15 protein-coding genes and 1 riboswitch are annotated in these 17209 nt (G+C 66.6%); of the genes, 8 read left to right on the top strand and 7 right to left on the bottom strand.

What is annotated here, in order from left to right:
• Positions 1-41 precede the first annotated feature (41 nt).
• A complete protein-coding gene (locus tag CGL27_RS26265; protein WP_119990427.1) occupies positions 42-1244 on the top strand; it encodes an Ig-like domain-containing protein in 1203 nt (400 codons plus the stop codon).
• A 71-nt stretch (positions 1245-1315) separates the two neighbouring features.
• On the opposite strand, the gene CGL27_RS26260 is transcribed toward CGL27_RS26265, so the two are convergent.
• On the bottom strand, positions 1316-2416 hold the full coding sequence (locus CGL27_RS26260) for a DUF3578 domain-containing protein (protein WP_162953072.1): 1101 nt from the start codon (positions 2414-2416) through the stop codon (positions 1316-1318).
• A gap of 161 nt (positions 2417-2577) precedes the next feature.
• Here CGL27_RS26260 and CGL27_RS26255 point away from each other — a divergent pair, with 161 nt between their 5' ends.
• Complete coding sequence (locus CGL27_RS26255; RefSeq protein ID WP_119990423.1) at positions 2578-5718, top strand: DEAD/DEAH box helicase; 3141 nt, start codon at positions 2578-2580, stop codon at positions 5716-5718.
• 1 nt (position 5719) lies between these two features.
• Here CGL27_RS26255 and CGL27_RS26250 read toward each other — a convergent pair whose 3' ends face one another.
• The gene (locus CGL27_RS26250) at positions 5720-6370 is read right to left on the bottom strand and encodes an ATP-binding protein (protein WP_162953071.1); all 651 of its coding nucleotides are present in this window, start codon (positions 6368-6370) and stop codon (positions 5720-5722) included.
• 200 nt (positions 6371-6570) lie between these two features.
• Between CGL27_RS26250 and CGL27_RS26245 the strand changes: the two genes are divergently transcribed.
• The 3 genes from CGL27_RS26245 to CGL27_RS26235 all read left to right on the top strand — a co-directional run bounded on the left by CGL27_RS26245 (position 6571) and on the right by CGL27_RS26235 (position 8027).
• The gene (locus tag CGL27_RS26245; RefSeq protein ID WP_119990422.1) at positions 6571-7416 is read left to right on the top strand and encodes a helix-turn-helix transcriptional regulator; all 846 of its coding nucleotides are present in this window, start codon (positions 6571-6573) and stop codon (positions 7414-7416) included.
• Positions 7416-7616 (top strand): DUF397 domain-containing protein, encoded by a 201-nt coding sequence (locus tag CGL27_RS26240; protein WP_119990420.1) that lies wholly within the window; start codon positions 7416-7418, stop codon positions 7614-7616. The genes CGL27_RS26245 and CGL27_RS26240 overlap by 1 nt, the downstream gene beginning before the upstream one ends.
• A 102-nt stretch (positions 7617-7718) precedes the next feature.
• Positions 7719-8027 carry a hypothetical protein gene (locus CGL27_RS26235; RefSeq protein ID WP_240450641.1) on the top strand — a complete coding sequence of 103 codons (309 nt, stop codon included), beginning with the start codon at positions 7719-7721 and terminating at the stop codon, positions 8025-8027.
• Positions 8028-8094: 67 nt separating this feature from the next.
• Here the strand turns inward: CGL27_RS26235 and CGL27_RS26230 are convergent, their stop codons facing one another.
• The 4 genes from CGL27_RS26230 to CGL27_RS26215 all read right to left on the bottom strand — a co-directional run bounded on the left by CGL27_RS26230 (position 8095) and on the right by CGL27_RS26215 (position 13459).
• Positions 8095-9039, bottom strand: a complete 945-nt coding sequence (locus CGL27_RS26230; protein ID WP_119990418.1) for an aldo/keto reductase — start codon at positions 9037-9039, stop codon at positions 8095-8097.
• Positions 9040-9167: 128 nt separating this feature from the next.
• Complete coding sequence (locus CGL27_RS26225) at positions 9168-10358, bottom strand: M23 family metallopeptidase (protein ID WP_078642692.1); 1191 nt, start codon at positions 10356-10358, stop codon at positions 9168-9170.
• 11 nt (positions 10359-10369) lie between these two features.
• Positions 10370-10539: riboswitch (cyclic di-AMP (ydaO/yuaA leader) on the bottom strand.
• 247 nt (positions 10540-10786) lie between these two features.
• Positions 10787-12205 carry a PP2C family protein-serine/threonine phosphatase gene (locus tag CGL27_RS26220; protein WP_119990416.1) on the bottom strand — a complete coding sequence of 473 codons (1419 nt, stop codon included), beginning with the start codon at positions 12203-12205 and terminating at the stop codon, positions 10787-10789.
• A gap of 483 nt (positions 12206-12688) precedes the next feature.
• A complete protein-coding gene (locus tag CGL27_RS26215; protein ID WP_078642690.1) occupies positions 12689-13459 on the bottom strand; it encodes a DUF6227 family protein in 771 nt (256 codons plus the stop codon).
• Between the two features lie 542 nt (positions 13460-14001).
• On the opposite strand from CGL27_RS26215, the gene CGL27_RS26210 reads away from it, so the two are divergent.
• From CGL27_RS26210 to CGL27_RS26200, 3 genes are all read left to right on the top strand, one after another.
• Positions 14002-14361 carry a hypothetical protein gene (locus CGL27_RS26210; protein WP_119990414.1) on the top strand — a complete coding sequence of 120 codons (360 nt, stop codon included), beginning with the start codon at positions 14002-14004 and terminating at the stop codon, positions 14359-14361.
• 167 nt (positions 14362-14528) lie between these two features.
• Positions 14529-15083 carry a hypothetical protein gene (locus tag CGL27_RS26205; RefSeq protein ID WP_119990412.1) on the top strand — a complete coding sequence of 185 codons (555 nt, stop codon included), beginning with the start codon at positions 14529-14531 and terminating at the stop codon, positions 15081-15083.
• A 276-nt stretch (positions 15084-15359) separates the two neighbouring features.
• Positions 15360-15881 carry a hypothetical protein gene (locus CGL27_RS26200; RefSeq protein ID WP_119990410.1) on the top strand — a complete coding sequence of 174 codons (522 nt, stop codon included), beginning with the start codon at positions 15360-15362 and terminating at the stop codon, positions 15879-15881.
• Positions 15882-15986: 105 nt separating this feature from the next.
• Here CGL27_RS26200 and CGL27_RS26195 read toward each other — a convergent pair whose 3' ends face one another.
• A complete protein-coding gene (locus CGL27_RS26195; protein WP_119990409.1) occupies positions 15987-17081 on the bottom strand; it encodes a right-handed parallel beta-helix repeat-containing protein in 1095 nt (364 codons plus the stop codon).
• Positions 17082-17209: the final 128 nt, after the last annotated feature.

Raw genomic sequence — 17209 nt, 5'->3', positions numbered from 1 at the left:
CCGCCCCTCACGACTCCCGCGACTCCCGCAAGAGGTCCTCTGTGCTGCTCTCCGTCCGTTCCCTGCGCACCCTCAGCACCCTCACGGTGCCCGCCCTCGCCGTCGCCCTGCTCGCCGGCTGCCAGTCGGCGTCGAAAACCGCCTCGGTGGACCCGGCCGACGCCAAGCCCGCCCGGATCACGATCACCCCAAGCAGCGACACGGCGGCGATAGCCCCCGACGCCACGGTCAAGGTGACCGCCTCCCACGGCACCCTCACCAAGGTCCGCGTCGTCCCCGACGGCGCCGGTTCCCAGGCCGCCACGGTGACCGGCGCCCTCTCCCATTCCAAGAGCGGCTGGCGCTCCACCCGCACCATGACCCCGGGCACGACCTACACCGTCGAGGCCACAGCCACCAACGCCGCCGGCAAGTCCGCCGTCCAGCACTCCACCTTCCGCACCCGCGCCGCCCAGCAGACCAACGGCGTCACGGTCACCCCGACCAAGGGCTCCACCGTCGGCATAGGCCAGCCGGTCTCCCTGGCCTTCGACCACCCCGTCACCAACAAGGCAGCGGTGGAACGCACCCTCTCCATCTCCACCAGCCCCAAGACCGAAGGCTCCTGGGGCTGGACCAAGGACCCCCTCACTGGCATCGAGCGCGTCGACTGGCGCCCCAAGACCTACTGGCACAAGGACACCAAGATCACCCTCCGAGCCCACCTCAGCGGCGTGAACACCGGCGACTCCCGCTACCTCCGCCGCGATGTCTCCACGACCTTCACCATCGGCACGCCCCGGATCTCCAAGGTCGACATCAAGAACCACACGATGACCGTCTACGAGGACGGCCAGAAGCAGAAGACCATCCCCATATCCGCCGGCCAGCCCTCCTACCCCACCTGGAACGGCACCATGGTCGTCCTCGACAAGGCCCCCATGGTCAATATGACCAGCGAGTCCGTCGGCATAGCCGACCCCTACAACAAGGACGTCCCCTGGGCGGTCCACCTCACCACCTCGGGGACCTACGCCCACGCCGCCCCCTGGAACGAGGGCCTCGGCTACTTCGGCCAGACCAACATGAGCCACGGCTGCGTCGGCATGTCCCTCGCCGACGGCAAGTGGTTCTACAACCGCGCCACCCGAGGCGACATCGTCGAGATAACCGGCTCCACCCGCGCCACGGTCTCCACGGGCAACGGCTTCGGCGACTGGAACCTCCCCTACCCGTCCTGGCAAAAGCTCAGCGCTCTGCGCTGAGTCTTCGTACCGATGTGGTCACCCGCACCGGTAGGGCGCGGGTGACCACAAACACGCAGGGCGAAAGATCGTTACTGCTCGTCAGCCATGCCCCAATCGACAGCCATGGGCGACCCCGCCCACCCATCCACCGTCTTCCAGACGGACGCGATGCCCCGCTTCTCGAGATAGGGGGCATACGCCTTGATGTCCTCGGTAAAGAGCGCCAGAAGGAACGGCTCCTCCTTCCCCCGCTCCTCGTACAGGAAGTGGCTGTACTCGTAGAGCTGCCCCAGTGCCTCACGCACTGCCTGGGTGGGGTTGCCCCGCTTCACCGTCTTGGCTTCCACCAGCCACTCCGCACCATCCCGCCGCAACACAATGTCCTTCGGGTGCATCTTCTTTGTGATCGGCACGAAGCCGCGCTGTTCGATGTACTCGCCGAACAAGCGGACCAGCACTTCGTGGCTACGGGACTTCTTGATCTTCCGCTGGCGGATAAGCACGTAGTAGTCGCTGCCATCCTTCGGGCGGAAGCCGTTCAGCCCTGCGTGTTCCTCTGGCTTATCCTCCACGCGCTTGGTGACCGGTATCCCGTTGGAGGCAATCTCGTCCCTGAACGCCCGCTCCACGGCAGCCGCATGTTGAAGCACTTCGGCCATGTGCCAGAGGTCCTCACGCAGGCTGATCTCCGTGGGCATGGCGCTGGTGTCGTAAGCGCGTGCTGCCACGCTCCCCGCCTCATAGGAGCGTGCTCTCAACACGTCGCACCTGAAGTCCGGCTGGGCATCCCAGCCCTCCACCAGGTCCTCGGCTAGCCCGCCTCGCAGATGCTTAGCCCTGTTCCTCAGATACCTACGGCGCTTCTCGCCCTCACCCAACTTCGCTTGCAGTGAGGTCACTCCTTGTTGGAGCGTCAGGGTCACCGTGCTGAGGTCAGCCGCGAAGATGTAGGCCAGGTAGAGCCCCTTCTTTGGGTCACTCGTGATGTCGGGGTCGTACACGCCGATCCACGGGGTCCGGCTGGCACCACCGCTTCCCCCATTGCCCTCGGCCTCAAAGCCCCCGGGTAGCAGGTGACTCCACTCCTCCCCTGCCCTGCGAAGAAGATCTTGCGCAGGGACGCCCGACGACGTCCCCTTGTCTTCGTCGTAGGTCAGGGCGAGTTCAAGGAGTAGATCACGTATGTCCATGCTCAAAAACTATGCACGAACGGACCGACAAGGACACGACTCGATCATGTTCGATCACCCCTGGGCTGCGTGGTCCGCAGCATCTCGGTGGATCCACCTGAGGACTGTCAGGGGCCGCTGGTACAACATCATGGGGACAATCGAGACGGGGAGGCGCTGCGATGGCCGATCACCTTGCGGACCAGACGACCCCGGTGCCTGGGCTGTATGAGCGGCTGATCACCTCGCGGATCGAGGAACAGCTCAGCGCCCTGGATGCCAGCGGGTGGAAGACCATCCGACAGAAGGTTGGCGAGCACTCCTCGCCTCACGTACTCGCCCGCCACATCGGCGAGACCGTCCGGCAGATCTTCATCACCCTGTCGACCGATGAGCAGGTCGTCGCGGCGAATCACATTCTCGAGTCGATGAGCACCCTGGACGGGGCCAAGCAGTGGGTGGACCTTGTCGCAGACGGGCCTCATCAGCTGACGGCCATTGCCGAGCAGGAAGCGCCGGGCGTCTACAGCGTCCGTCCGGCCACACCACTATCTGAGACCGCGCTGATCACCAACGCGCCCGAGGATCCCAACCTTGGCTTCGAGCTGAGGGCCGAGCTGGCCACGGCCGACCGCGTCGATCTGCTCTGTGCGTTTGTGAAGTGGCATGGCCTACGCGTCCTGGAAGAGTCACTCAAAGCGGCTCGCGATCGTGGAGTGCCGATCCGCGTCATCACGACCACCTACATCGGCGCTACGGAGCGGCGTGCGTTGGACCGCCTCGTGACGGAGTTCAGCGCCCAGGTCAAGGTCAACTACGAGTCGCGGTCCACGCGTCTCCATGCAAAGGCATGGCTGTTTCGGCGAAACAGCGGCTACGACACCGCCTACGTGGGGAGTTCCAACCTCTCCAAGGCGGCGCTTCTCGATGGCTTGGAGTGGAACGTCCGCTTGTCATCCGTAGCGACACCACCGGTGTTGCGGAAATTTGAGGCCACCTTCGACTCGTACTGGGCTGAGCCCGCCTTTGAGACCTATGACCCCCAGCGCGATGCCACTCGGTTAGACGAGGCCCTCATTCTGTCCAGCGGTAAGCAGAAGGCCGATACCCACGCCATCAGCCTGTCCGGCCTTGAAGTACGTCCGTATCCCCATCAGCAAGACATGCTCGAGCGACTCCGCATCGAGCGTGACATCCACAGCCGGCACAGGAACTTGCTCGTCGCAGCAACCGGGACCGGCAAGACGGTCATGGCGGCCCTCGACTACAAAGCACTGAAGCACGCCCATCAAGGACGTCCCCTCAGCATTCTCTTCGTGGCCCATCGCCAGGAGATCCTCAAGCAATCGCTGCGCACCTACCAAGAGGTGCTCGACGACGCGAACTTTGGTGAGCTGCTCGTCGGAGGAGAGGTACCGAAGGACTGGACGCATGTCTTCGCCAGCGTTCAGTCCCTCAACGCCCGGTCTCTTGAGGAGTTCACTCCTGACCACTTCGATGTCGTGGTCATCGATGAATTCCACCATGGCGTTTCCCCCACCTATCGGCGCATCATCGACCATTTTGAGCCCATCGAGCTCCTTGGGCTGACCGCCACACCTGAGCGGATGGACGGGAGGAACGTCCAAGATGAGTTCTTCGACGGACATATCGCAGCCGAGATGCGGCTATGGGAAGCGCTGGAGAACGATCTCCTCAGCCCGTTCCACTACTTCGGCATCGCGGACAACACCGATCTGGAAGGGCTCACCTGGAAGCAAGGCTCATACGTCGCAAGTGAGCTCAGTCAGGTCTACACCGGCAACCACGCTCGAGCTCGGCTCATCGTCAAGGCCGTCCAGGAGAAGGTCAGCGACCCAGGAACCATGCGAGCGTTGGGGTTCTGCGTCACCGTGGCACACGCCCACTTCATGGCTGACTTCTTCCGTCAGGCGGGTTTCAATGCCAGGGCCCTCGACGGTTCCACTCCTGCCGCTGAGCGCGCCCAGGCCCTGAGGGACCTCCGCGAAGGCAACGTACAGATCCTCTTCTCAGTCGACCTCTTCAACGAGGGGCTTGACGTGCCGGATGTGGACACCCTCCTCTTGCTCCGCCCCACCTCCAGCGCCACGGTCTTCCTCCAGCAGCTTGGCCGGGGGCTTCGGCGTACGCCAGACAAGCCCGTCCTCACCGTGCTCGACTTCATCGGCCAGCACCGTAAGGAGTTCCGATTCGAAGAGCAGTTCCGTGCGCTGACGAACTTCACCCGTCACCGGCTGACTGAGCACATGGAGCGAGACTTTCCTCAGCTCCCTTCTGGTTGCCAGATCATCCTGGACCGCAAGTCCAAGGAACGGATCCTGGACAACATCAGAAGCCAGATCAATGTCAACGTGCGACAGTTGGCACAAGAGGTTGCTGCGTATGCCGAACCGCGACTCGACGCCTACCTTCGCGAGAGTCGCCGCGAGCTCAAAGAGCTCTACCGGGCCAACAACTCTTGGACGGTCCTGCTGAGGCGAGCCAATCTCCTCACCGGCGAGCCCCCCGAAGGGGAGGCCGCACTTCTCAAACGCGTCTCTGCATTTCTCCACGTCGGTGACCCACAGCGCGTAAACGCCTACGGCCGGATGCTCGCCGATGACGCCCCGGGGTACGACTCACTCGACCCCTCAGGGCAGGCGTACGCGCGGATGCTCTTCTTCTCCTTGTGGCCACTGGGCGGTGGGTTCAGCAACTATGCCGATGGCTTTGAGTCGTTGCGCCAGCAGAGCGCCTTCCGAAGCGAACTGAGTCAGGTGTTGGCGTACAACCTGGAGCACACCGACCACTACCCCATCCCGCTCTTGGGTGAGCATGGCGGCCTACCCCTGGCCATCCATGCTTCGTACAGCCGGGAGGAAATTCTCCCTGCTCTCGGGCAGGCAGAGGTAGGCGGCTTCGTGCCAGGGAATTTTCGCGAGGGTGTGAAATGGTGCGAAGGGATCCAGACGGACGCGCTCCTGATGACGCTCGAGAAGGACGATAAAGACTTCTCACCGCAGACCCGGTACAAGGACTTTGCGATGAGCTCAGACCACTTCCACTGGGAATCGCAGAACCAAACGTCTGATTCCTCCCCCACGGGACAGCGCTACCAGCAGCACCGGGAACGAGGATCCCATGTGCTGCTCTTCGTCCGGCGCTACAAGAAGACGGACATTGGAGGGCCTCAGCCCTGGATGCTGCTCGGCCCTGCCGAATACGAATCCCACGAGGGCAGCAAGCCCATGGGCATTGTCTGGCGACTCCAGCATGAGCTGCCCGCCGACGTCTGGACCTACTCAGCCATCGCAGCGGGGTAACTCAACCGGCTGCGTGCAGCTCTGCCTCGAAGTGCGTTTGGGCTCGGTCCAAGGCCGTATCGGGATCCTGCCCATGGGCGCGAAACCAGTGGAGCAAATCGGCAATCAATGCGATCGCCGCCTCCTCCCAGCCTGCCAGCCCCAGTCGAGTCGGAGAGCTTGATCGGGCCACAGATCGGCCATAAAGGGTGAGCAGAGCCTCGGCACGGTGAACTTGGGGGCTGTCTACATGAGCGTCGTTCCTGGCGAGCTGAGTGGCGATCTCACACCAGGTGGTCTTGCCCGTCTCGGTCGGGACCACTCCCCAACGGTCCGCCACCGCCGTTACTAACGCCAAGCCGCGGCCCGACTCGGCTGTGCTTGTTGCGCTGAGCAGCGTCGGTAGTGCCCTGCCGTCCGGGTCGTGGACCTCGATGCGCACATGGGTGCCATTCATAGCGACCACCAATGTCGTCGGAGTCCCGATGCCGACATGGGTGATGACGTTGGTGACGAGCTCGGTGACGCAGGTCTGTGCAACCTCAACCAGGTTAGGCAGTCCCCACACCGTCAGGTGTGTACGCACGATCCGACGCAGGGCCGCGACTCCGCTGGGCTCCGCAAGGAAGGGAAGGTCCCATGCCTTCCTCGACATGCAGTGTTCGATGTCCATGACTCAGCCTTTCGCCGTTAGGCGACCACCACGTCATCACCCCTGGCGATCACGCGATGGCTCTTGGTTACTTCACGTGAGAGCATGGCAGCGCATATCCCGACGTGCAATGTGCAGATACGGATTCGCTCGATCGAGTGATTGGCGGGCCTCCCATCGCCCGACAAGACTGAACGGCCCCTACGTATCGAGGAGTTAGCGTGCCCGGATCACCCACCGCGCGACGCCGTCGCCTGGCGATTGAGCTCAAGAAGCTCCGTGAGGAACACCAACTCACCTGTGGCCAAGTGGGCAAAGAACTGGACTGGAGCGGTTCGAAGGTCAACCGCCTAGAGACTGGCCAGGGCCGCGTGCAGCCGTCTGACGTCGATGCCCTCTGCCGGTTCTACGGAACGTCTGATGAGCTTCGTGAACTTCTCAAGGACCTCGCCAAGCAGTCCAAGACGCGTGGGTGGTGGCATGCGTATGGCAGCGCCGTGCCCCCGTGGTTCTCGGTCTACGTTGGGCTGGAGCAGGCCGCCTCGGGACTACGTACGTACGAGTGCGAGTTTGTCCCCGGCCTGCTTCAGACGGCCGACTACGCACGAGAGCTCCATCTCGCCGCCCCTGCTCAGGACCCCAACGATGTCGAGCGCATGATCAACGTACGGATGGAGCGCCAGGCGCTCCTGACGGGCACGGGTTGTCTCGACCTGTGGGCGATCCTCAACGAAAGCGTGCTGCAACACACCATCGGCAACGCCAAGATCATGCGCGGCCAGTGCGAGCACTTACTGAACATGGCGGAGTTGAAGAACGTCACGGTCCAGGTGCTGCCGTTCGATGCTGGCACCTACCCTGCCGTCGGGGCATTTACGATCCTGGGGTTCCCGGACCAAGAGGATCCCGACATGGTGTATCGCGACGGCCTGACGGACGCGGTGTATCTCGAGCGTCCGGAAGAGATCGCTCTCTACGCCAAGGCGTTTGACAATCTACGCGCTCTGTCCTTGAGTCCTCAGCGGTCGAATGACCTGATCAGACGAGCGGCGCAAGGACTGTACTGATGACTGATATATCGCCTCTCCAATGGCGGAAGAGCAGCTACAGCAATGGCAGCGGAGGCAACTGCATCGAGACAGCCGATCTGGCGAGCGAGGGTACCGCCGTACGGGACTCCAAGGATCCGGACGGGGCCATGCTCGGGTTCTCGCACCGCGCGTGGGCGGACTTCGTGACGGCCGTGCGGGATAGGCAGTTGGGTTGAGGTGCGTTTTCGCGAAGATCTGACCGTCTACTTCGTACGTCGACCTGCCTACCCTGCCGAAGCGCCTTGCCCAGTGCAGTGGCTGCGGACGATCATTCGGGGATGAGAGCCGAGGTGCAGCTATTCGTTGTCGATGGGCCGCTTCCCGATGTGGGGGCGAGTGGAGAAGAGATCGACAGGCGCGTCGAGCAACTTGATGCGATCTCCAGACCTGTCACGGCCCAGGAGGCCAGGGCTCTGGCCGATTGCTTTGGGCCGGACGATTGCCATGGCGTCGCCTGGTCGCTGCTGCACCTCATCGAGACGGGCCCGAACCCCGTCCTCACCGTCAAGCCCGCGCCGGACGCCAATGAATGGCAGGACCGTCTCTGGACACGGGCCTTGAATGCGGGCCTCGTGCGGGAGGAGTGACGAGGGCGGGCTGGTCTGGTCTTGGGGGCGCCCGCCCTCGTTGGGGTTCTGCCTGGTCGGCCGGCGGTCAGTCCGACGCCGAGGTCAGCAGGTCCAGTTCCGGTTGGGTCAGCTTGAGGTCGACCGACGCCAGCAGGGGCGGGAGCTGGTCGACGGAGCGGGCGCTGGCGAGGGGGGCCGCGACCGTGGGCTGGGCGAGGAGCCAGGCGAGGGCGACCGTGGTGGGCTCGGTGGCGTGGTTGGCGGCGACGTCGTCCAGGGCGGCGAGGACCTTCTGGCCGCGCTCGGTCTCCAGGTACTTGGCCGCGCCGGTGGAGCGGGGGCTGTCGACCGCCGTGCCGGGGCGGTACTTGCCGGTGAGGAAGCCGGACGCCAGGGAGTAGTACGGGATGGTCGCCAGGCCGTGGCGGGCGGCGACGTCGGCCAAGTCGCCCTCGAAGGTGTCGCGCGAGACCAGGTTGTAGTGCGGCTGGAGGGCGACGTAGCGGGCCAGGCTCTCCTGGGTGGAGAAGGCCAGCTGGGCCTCCAGGCGCTCCGCGCTGACGTTGGACGCGGCGATCTCGCGGACCTTGCCCTCTCTGACCAGCTCGTCCAGGGTGGTGATGATCTCCTCCACCGGCACCGACGGATCGTCGTAGTGGGTGTAGTAGAGGTCGATGTAGTCGGTGCGCAGCCGCTGGAGGGATTCCTCGACGCCCGTTTTGATGGCGGACGAGGTCAGACCGCGGGGCTCCGGGTAGCCGGCGCCCACCTTGGTGGCGAGTACGACGTCGGAGCGGTTGCCCCGGGAGGCGAACCAGTTGCCGAGGACGGTCTCGGACTCGCCACCCTCGTTGCCCGGCACCCACGCGGAGTAGACATCGGCGGTGTCGATGAAATTGCCGCCCGCCGCCACGAAGGCGTCGAGCACCCGGAAGGACTCGGCCTCGTTGGCGGTCCAGCCGAAGACGTTCCCGCCGAGGGAGAAGGGGAAGACGGACAGATCGCCGATCTTCTGTGTGTTGTCAGCCATACGTTTTTACAACAGGTGGCTGGGCGGGGTTGTTCCTGGGGGCGGCCCCGTCGGGACGTAGCCCCGTCGGGACGTAAACCGGCGGCCCTGGCGTCAAGGGGGGAGAGAGCGCCAGAGCCGCCGGAGTATCAGGGGTTCATCCCGTGCTGGCGCAGCCAGGGCATCGGGTCGATCGGCGAGCCGCCGCCCGGCCGGACCTCGAGGTGGAGGTGCGGGCCGGTCACATTGCCGGTGGCGCCGACGCGGCCGATGACGTCGCCCGCCGTCACCTTGCCCGAGGTGACGACCATCGAGGACAGGTGGCAGTACCAGATCTCGGTGCCGTCGCTGAGGGTCAGCACGATGCGGTAGCCGTACGAACCGGCCCAGCCCGCCTGGGTGATGGTGCCGCCGTGCACCGCCTTGGCCGGGGTGCCGGTCGGGGCGGCGAAGTCCTGGCCGGTGTGGTCGGCCGACCAGATGTCGCCAGCCTGGCCGAAGCTCGCGGTCAGGGTGTACGAGCCGACCGGGAGGGTGTACGCGGCGGCGAGCCTGGCCTGGCGCTCGGCCGCGGCCTTCTTCTCCGCCGCCTCCTTCGCCCGCTGCTCGGCGGCCTTCTTCTCCGCCTCTGCCTTGGCCTTCCGCTGGGCGGCCACCTCCGCGGCCTGGTCGGACGCCTTGTCCGCGGCGGCCTTCGCCGCGGCGGTGCGGCTGTCCTCGTCCGCCGCGTTCTGCTGGTTCTCGGCCTGCTGGAGGATGCGGGCGCGGAGCGCCTCGCCCGCGTCGGTGGTGCCGCGCTGCTCGTCCTCGCTGGTGAGGCCGGCCTGGGAGAGGGGGGCGGCGGCCGTCTGCGGGCCGCTGCTGTCGTCCGACGTCCAGGAGCCGATGCCTGGCAGGTCCTTGGCGGCGGGCAGGCTGGCTTTGACCTCATCGGCGACGTGGCCGAGATCCGGCATGGAAATGGGCGGCTTGGGACGGTCCTTGGCGCTGGCCATACCGCCCGCGCCGACCGCGGCGATCACGCCGACCCCGAGGACGGCGCCGCTGCGCGCCATGGTCCCGCCCCGCTGCTTGGCCACGCGGTGCCGGCCGCGTACGGGAGCGATGGACTCCTCGGTGGGGTTCCACTCCTCCCAGGGCTCGGTCTCGAATCCGGCACCCGGGCCCTCGAACGCGTCCCCATTCGCGTCCAGGTACCGATCGTCGGGGGCGAAGTGGCCGTCCCCGGAGCTCATCCCGCCGCCGGCGTCAAAGCCGGGGCCGTAGGCGGTGGCGGTCCCCAAACCGCCTCCCCGTGTGCGATACGGGGCCTCGTCCAGGGCAGACCTGTTGGACGCCACGGAGGCGCACTCCTTTCCTTCCTTCTCGCCTACCGGGTTAGCTGACGGGTTCGGAGCAGGAAGGTCTCCTACGGGTCAGGTTCGACCCGATTCACCCCAAGGTGTTGGTTCCCCGGTTCCCTTGGTGCTGCTGGTGGTGCGGTACTGCCAGTGTGCGTACGGGATTCGGCGACGGCGCACGGTGCCGCCCTTGCGACGGTTGTGACGACCGCGCTGCGTTATCGAACGTTAATAGAGAGCGCGATGTGATTCCAAGCTGTTCTGAGGAATCCGCGCACCTTTGGCATGAACTTAGCGCTCAAGAGGGGACAAAAGAGGGCGAATCAAAGCACTGGCCAAAGGTTCGCAAAAACGCGTGCGGACCGATCGTGCAGCAATTGTTATGCGGAGGGGGCTCGGTCGACTACGCACGGTATGGACCCGGTCGGCTACGGACGGTGTGGGACGCCGCTGTCCCCCGTATGGCCGCCGCGGCTCGCACCGCCGTCGCCGTCGTGCCCGCTCCCTCGGCCGTCCCGCTGCCCATTGCCCCGGTTGCCCCCATTGCCCTGCCCGTTCCCCCGTCCGTTCCCGCGGGCCGGGGTCCGGCGGACCGCCAGCAGCGCCATGTCGTCCGATGTCCCGCCGTCCGTATGGCGCTCGACATCGGCGACCAACGCGTCGAGCAGCTCCTGCGGATCGGCGAAGCGGCGGCCGCGCAGCCGCTTCTCCGGGTCGTAGAACTCGCCGTCGCGGTTTCGGGCCTCCGTCACCCCGTCCGTGAACAGCAGCAGCGTCTCCCCCTCCTCGAACCCCAGCTCCATCACCCGGTCCGGCCACCCGGCCAACTCCCCCATCCCCACCGGCAGCGCCGACATCTCCGGCTCCAGGGCACGCACCGCGCCGTCCTCCGCCATGAGCAGCGGCGCCGGATGGCCGCGGTTGATCAGCCGCAGAGTGGAATCGCCGCGCGGAATTTCGGCCACCACGGCCGTCGTGAACCCCTCGAACACCTCCAGGTCGGCCCGCCGGGCACCCTCACGCTGCAGCGCCCGCTCCAGGCGGCCCACGAGCGCCTCCAGGGTCGTCTCCTGCTCCGCCGCCTCCCGGAAGCAGCCGAGGAGGATCGCCACGACCTCCACCGCCTGCAGCCCCTTGCCGCGTACGTCCCCGACGATCAGCCGTACGCCGTGCGGGGTGTCCTGGACCGCGTACAGGTCACCGCCGATCGCCGCGTACTTCTCCGCCGGTACGTAGCGCGCGGCGATCTCCAGCCCGGCGAGACGGGCGGGCGGCGCGGGCAGGACGGCGCGCTGGGCCGCCTCCGCGACACCGCGCGCCGAGGCGAGCCGGTGATAGCTGCGGCGTACGACACGGTTGATCGCCACCGCCAGCACGGTCACGGTGGCGACCGTGACGATCTCGGTGGCCGCCTGGGTCGGGTCCTTCACACCGTGCAACTCCGCCAGCAGACAGGTCGCGAGGACGGCGACGCAGGCCATGATGACGGTCTGGCGCAGCGGTAAGAGCGCCGCGGCGACCAGGGGGGCGGCGGCGAAGAAGGGCGAGGCGGTGTAGCCGGACGGGGTGGCCAGGTCGAAGCTGACGCCGCCGAGGAGGAGGATGGCGGGAAGCCAGCGGGCCACCCGGCGGCCCGGCAGCCCCTTGCCCTCATCCTCCGCCGGGCCAGGTCCCGCGGTGGGCCCGGTGAGCCCGTCGGCGGAGGCGCCACCGGCCGCGGCGCCGGTGGCGATGAGCGTGTGCAGGCGGGTGTGGCGGCGGTGGGCGTGCGGGCGGCTCAGCCGGGGCCAGGCCGTACGCCACTCCGTACGGGCGCCCGTACGAGCCCTGCTCCCTCGCACCCGCACCGGCTTCTCTCGCTTCCCTGGTCCGCGTCCCGCCGTCGTCACAGCGTCGCCGTCGTCACAGCGTCGCCTTCGCCGCCCTCGCCACCCTCGCCGCCCTCGTCACCTTCGTCACCAGGCTTCCGGCTGACGGGCTGCCAGGCGAATCGGTGTCGGCCAAGCGGGTGCTGGACGGGCGCCGTGAGCGGGCCCGGCTACCGCGCGTGCGCCGCGGGCACGCGACGGGCACGCGGCGGGGGCACTGCGGGCACGCGAGGGGACACTGCGGGCACATGGCGGGCACACGGCGGCGCGTCAGGGGCTGTGGGCGCGTCAGAGCCACGAGGCGTCAGGGGTTACGCGGCGGGCGCCCTGTCGGCCCGTCAGGGGCCACGAGAGCGTCAGCGGCTACGGGCGCATCAGAGGTTCGGATACGCCAGAGGTTACGGATGCGCCAGAGGTGACGGACGCTTCAGAGGTGACGGATGCGCCAGCGGCACCGATGCGTCAGAGGTCGACGCCGAGCGCGCGGGCGTGACGGTCGGCCGCGAGCTCCGCCGAGACCTCGTCGAGGTACACCTCGCACACCAGCCGTCCGTCCCGGGTGAGATTGTGCTCCAGCTCCCACAGCACGACCTCGTCCCCTCCCGCGAGCAGGAAGGCGTGCTCATAGAAGCGGCACCAGGTCGCGTCGGGACCGCCGGAGCGGCGCCGGGGCTTGGGCGCGAGGGCGATGTCATGGGCGAACGCGGTCGCCAGCAGCCGCTCGGTCTCCTCGCCCGGGCGGTCGGCGTTCTCCGCGCGGCGCAGGACGCGACGGGCGTGGTCGGCCGAATTGTCGGCCACATACGCACGGGAGCTCTCCAGGGGCTCGGCCGTGTGCAGTAGCTGGTCCGGGAGCCACAGCGGTAACCCGTCGAGCTCCTCCCAGCGGGCGCCGCCGAGGCGATCATGGACGCGGCGCTCGGCCAGCGTCAGGGCGTCCTCGTCCGCGTAGAGCTCGTACAGCGGGCGACCGCCCTCGCCGGTGTTGTGCTCCAGTTCCCACAGCAGCAGGCTGCTGCCGTCGGGGAGCAGGAAGACATGCCGGTAGGTGCTGTAGCCAAGCTGGCCGCACCGCTCATTGCACTGCCGGCAGGACCGCAGCTCGGACTGGTGCATCAGGGCGCTCCGCGCCTGGGCCAGCACCGCCTCGCCGATCTCGAAGCCGTTCTGCGCACGGGCGAGCAGCCCGTCCATCAGCTCGGCCGGGGTCCCGTCCGCTCGTGAGTGCCCCATGTCTCTCCTCCCGCCTCCCGGCGTTGATTCGCCGCGCCCCCCGGGCGACCACCTCGCGCACTTAGCGTAGCGGCGCGAACACGCGCCGCGCTGCGGTTCCGCGAAGCTGTCGGTGTGACTGTGCCTCACTCACTCCTGCGTCGCAGGGCTTGGATGTATCACTCGTCCGACCGGTCGAACAAGTGCGTGGGCGGGGCAGGGTGGGCCGGTCGGCCACCGTGGGCGCCGGGTCCCAGCGCGTCCAGGCTCCCTCTGCCGGGGATCGCCGGGGATCGCCGGGGAGTCGCCGGGGAGTCGCCGGGGAGTCGACTTCCCCTCATTCAATTAAAGGGATTCAGGTGTCCACCGGGCCGAGTCGGCCCGAGCTGGGCCAAATGGACCTTGCGCGGTCCCCCTTAGCGGGATTCTCGGAGAACACGCGCCGGAAGAGCCGCACTATGCCGGACGGGTGAAGCTGACTGGCAGCCCGAAGCCTTAACTGATGAGCTTCGTTGTGTCATGCGTCCGTGGAATTCGCGGAGCAACCCAGACGGAGGAATTAAGTGAACATCGGCAAGAAGGCGATTCTCCTGACCGCGGCCGCCGGCGCTCTGGTCATCGGTGGTGCGGGCGGTGCCCTGGCCAACAACAACGACGACTTCATCGTGCAGCTCAACAGCTGTGACACGGCCACCGGTGCGACCAGCAACCTCGGCGGTGTCGCTCCCACCGGCGACATCAACATCGGTTCGGACTGCGTGAACTTCACCAACAGCCACGGTTCGGTCGTGCAGGCCAACGACTGCGACACGTCCACCGGCATCACCCTTGTCACCGGCGCTGCCGCCCCGACGGGCGACACCAAGATCGGCTCGAACTGCGCGAACATCGCCACCGACGACGACAGCGTCAAGCGTCACTGAGTCGCTGACCCTTTCATGGTGTTCCCGCCCGCGGTAACACCATGAGGCATCCCCCCCGTTGGGAATCGCGGCCCTGGAAGCTTCTCTTCCAGGGCCGCTGCCATGAAAAAGGTTTTTCGGTGACGGTGCCGAGCGCACCGCACCGAAAGCCAGATTGGAGGCTCTTTATGCACATGCGCAAAAGGTCGGCGCTCCTTGTGGCCGCCGTGGGTGCGCTGCTCATCGGCGGTGCGGGCGGAGCCGACGCCACCGATCCCGGTCCCAGCCGCGCGGCAGGCGCCAACGGCGGGAAGCAGAGCAATCGCTGCACCACCAGTTCCGTCGTCGGCGCCGTCACCGTGGCCGCAGGCCCGACCGAGATCAGCAATCAGACCGACTGCGTCAACACCGCCGAGTCGGGTGTGTCGGAGCAGGAGAACCGCTGCCGTACCCACTCCGTCGTCGGTCCGATCACCGTCGCGCTGGCTCCCGGATCCGAAATCAAGAACGGGACCAACTGCGTCAACGTCAGCAAGTCGGGTGATGTGACGAAGCAGAGCAATGACTGTCGCACCACCTCCGTGCTGGGCCCGATCACGATCGGCCCCGGCTCCGACGTCACCACCGAGACCAACTGTGCCAATGTCGCCGGCTCCGACCCCCAGAACGGAAGTCAGGGGACGAGCGCGAACGGCACGAAGAGCGGTAAGAGCGGTGGCCAGGGAAACCGTCAGCGGTCCTGAAACACCGAGCTCACCGGAGTTCGCCACCGAGCTTCCGGAAAAAGCTGCTCGACATGAACGCGGCCTTGGGGAAATTTCCCCGGGGCCGCGTTCATTTTTTGCGAAGAGAAACCCACCGACTTCCGCACCGACTGAATATACCTTTGCTGAATATACCTTTACTGTGGCGGATGGGTGATGCTTCGCATAGTCCCGGATCCCGCATTGCGGAAATCTCGTTCAAGGGGTGTCTGCGGAATATTCGCGGAGAAGACCCGATATGGAGGCACCAGAACAATGCAGATCGGCAAGAAGGCAGCTCTCATGGCCGCGGCGGCCGCGGGCACAATGGTGGTCGGCGGCGCCGGTAGCGCGAGTGCTCATGGGCTCTTCCCGCAGTCCAGCAGTGCTCAGCGAAACCACTGTGAGACCAACACCGGCGCCACCACCAACACCGGTGCCGCGGCCCCGACCGGTGACATCACCCTCGGCTCGGACTGCGTGAACTTCGCGCAGAACGTGGGTTCGGTCTTCCAGTCCAACGAGTGTGACACGGCCACCGGCCCCACCCTCATCACCGGCGTGGCCGCCCCGACCGGCGACACCAACATCGGCTCCGACTGCACGAACATCGCCGTCAACGAGCCGGCCCCGGTCGTGGTCGTGCACAAGGACCCGCCGAAGAAGCACAAGGCCAAGGACTCGCACCACAAGGCCAAGAAGGTCCACAAGGCCAAGGCCGACCCGCACAAGGCCAAGAAGCACCACAAGGCCGCCAAGGCCAAGGTGAAGGCCAAGAAGAAGGACTGCAAGCACTGACGGCCGATCTCGCGATCGAGCGTGCGGCGCCCCCGGAAGCAGCGGCTTCCGGGGGCGCCGCGGCATTCAGCCGGGTCGTTCAGCGGCGTGCTTCAGCGGCGTGGGTCAGCATCCCGCGAGAGCCGGCACGCACTGGTTCGGGTTGTTCCCGGAGACCGTGGTCGCGGCGAGCGAGATCGTGCCGCCGTCGGTGAAGATGCCGCCGCCCTGGCCGCCATTGGCCGTATTACCGGTGACCGTGTCGCCGATCATTTGTGTGGTGCCCGCGTGCTGGAACAGACCACCGCCGTTCAGCGTGGCGGTATTTCCGGACACGGTGGTGGCCAGCACGCGCAGTGCGCTGCCCATATTGGCGATACCGCCACCGAAACTGCCGGCGGTGTTCTCGGCGACCCGACTGCCGTTGATCGTGAGATCTCCGACCGCGGTGGCGATGCCGCCGCCCTCGAAGTTGGTGGTTCTGTTCCGCGCGACCGTGACGGCGCCCAGCAGCGTCGCTCCGAAGTTGCTGACGCCGCCGCCCGAGCTGGACGCGGTGTTGTCGGAAATGTTGCCGCCCGAGACGCTGAGGGTGGCCGACGTATTGATGTGGATGCCGCCGCCGTCCCCCGCGGAATTGTGCGTCACATCCGTGGCCGAAAGGACCGCTGAGCCGCCCGAGGCAACCTCGACGCCACCACCGATGTTGCTCGCGGTGTTGCCCGTGACCGTGGCGTTGATGAGCCTCAGTGAGCCCGCGTCGAAGATGCCACCACCGTCGGTGCCCGCCCCCGAGGTCGCCTGGCCGCCCGAGAAGGTCACGCCGTTGACCGTAAGGCTTCCACCGGGCCCGATCTCCGCGAGCCGGAAGTCGCCCGCGGACGCACTGCGTCTGATGGTCGCTTGGGTCCCGCTGATGGTCACGTCACGGGTGATGAGCGGCAGTCCGTCGGCGCCGTTGGGGCCGGTGTACGCCGCGGTACCCAGTGTGTACACACACCCCGTGGCCAGGGAGACGGACCCGCCCGATGGTGAGCTGTTGGCCTCGCTGACCGCGGTGATCAGCGCCGCCACGTCCCCGCAGGGCACCGGTGCCGCCTTCTCGCCCGCCCCTCCTCCGCCTCCCTTCCCTTCGGCGGACGCCGGTGCGGAAACCGCCCATGCCGATACCGCCAGCGCCATGACGGGGATCAATCCGCGGATCGTTGTCGCGAGTCGCACGAGGAGTCTCCTTAAGCGTTTCCGAGCAGCGGGTCAGACGCAGCAGGTTCAGGCTCTGCGGTCGAGTACCGTTCGGCATCTGCTCAAGCGCCGGTCGAGTGAGACTCGATCTTCTGTACGACGAGGGT

Origin of the sequence: Streptomyces sp. 11-1-2 (assembly GCF_003595545.1) — a bacterium.
GTDB classification, from domain to species: domain Bacteria; phylum Actinomycetota; class Actinomycetes; order Streptomycetales; family Streptomycetaceae; genus Streptomyces; species Streptomyces hygroscopicus_B.
Note: the sequence above shows the minus strand (reverse complement) of the source record. Positions and strands in the feature narration are given on the sequence as shown.